Consider the following 1451-nt stretch of genomic DNA (forward strand, 5'->3'; position numbering starts at 1 on the left):
GACCCAGCCGGTCCCCTGCGTCGTCACCGACGCTCATAGCGAAGTGCCGATCGAGGAGGATTCGCTGGCCGAGAACTTCCAGCGAGAGGACCTCCATCCGCTCGACATGTTCCGCGCGTTCCAGACCCTGCACGACCAAGGCGCCAGCCATGAGGAGATCGCGGCACGCTTCTTCGTGTCCGCCACCTTCGTGCAGCAGCGCCTGCGGCTCGCCAAGGTCTCGCCGAAGCTGCTCGAGGTCTACGAGCAGGAGGGCATGAAGCTCGAGCAACTCATGGCCTTCACCGTCACCGACGATCACACCCGTCAGGAACAGGTCTGGGAGGCGCTTGCGCATTCATGGTCAAAGGAGCCGCATCAGATCCGGCGCATGCTGACCGAAACCACGGTTCGCGCCACTGACCGCCGGGCGCTGTTCGTCGGTGTCGACGCTTATGTCGAGGCCGGCGGCATCGTGCTGCGTGACCTCTTTGAGGCTGACAATGGCGGCTGGCTGCAGGACCCGGCGCTCCTCGACCGCCTGGTCGGCGACAAGCTCAAGTCGACCGCCGACGAGATCGCGGCGGAGGGCTGGAAGTGGATCGTGGTCGATGTCGATCTTCCCTACGGCCACAATCACGGCCTGCGGGCCCTCGCCGGCACCCCCGCCGATCTGACTGAGGAGGAGCGTGCACAACGTGAAGCGCTGCGCGCGGAGTACGATCGGCTTGAAGCCGAGTATGGCGAGGCCGACGAACTGCCCGACGAGGTCGATCAGCGCCTCGGGGAGATCGAGTCCGCCCTCGAGGCCTTCGAAAGCCGGCCGATGAACTACGATCCTTCCGAGATCGGCCGCGCCGGCGTGTTCATCAGCATCGACCGCGACGGTGACCTCGTCGTCGATCGGGGCTATGTGCGCCCCGAGGACGAAGCGCCGGAAGCCGTCGACGCCGACGCCGCCGATCCTCAAGGTACGACCGACAGCGAGGATGGCGGGGACGGTCCTTCGGTTCGCCGCGCCACTATCACCATCGGCGCGCAGGCGTCCGAGCCCGAGGAGGATGACGGCGACGCCATCAAGCCGCTGCCCGAGCGCCTGGTGATCGAGCTCACCGCGCATCGCACGCTGGCGCTGCGCAATGCGGTGGCCGAGAACCCGCATGTGGCCATCACGGCGCTATTGCATCGGCTCGTCCTCGATACCTTCGGTCAGCGTTCCTCGACCGGCTGCGTCGAGGCGTTCGTCCGGCATGTCCACTTGCCGGCGCAGGACTCCGGCCTCAAGGACAGCGCCTCGGCCAAGGCTGTCGATGAGCGGCATGAGGCGTGGAAGGGGGACATCCCGCTTGGTGACGACGAGACCCTGTGGGCCTGGCTCGACGGTCTTGATGACGCCAGCCGGCACGCCCTGCTGGCGCATTGCGTCAGCTACGGGATCAACGCCCTCTTCGAGCGGCCCAACCCCTATAGCG

Annotated in this window: 1 protein-coding gene; it reads left to right on the forward strand. The window is 66.6% G+C overall.

Annotation, left to right across the window (positions count from 1 at the left end):
- The coding region (locus EOA86_RS34520) for a DNA-binding protein (RefSeq protein WP_128345596.1) at positions 1-1451 on the forward strand (1451 nt) is incomplete at both ends.

The organism is Mesorhizobium sp. M5C.F.Ca.IN.020.32.2.1, assembly GCF_004023105.1.
Lineage (GTDB): Bacteria > Pseudomonadota > Alphaproteobacteria > Rhizobiales > Rhizobiaceae > Mesorhizobium > Mesorhizobium wenxiniae.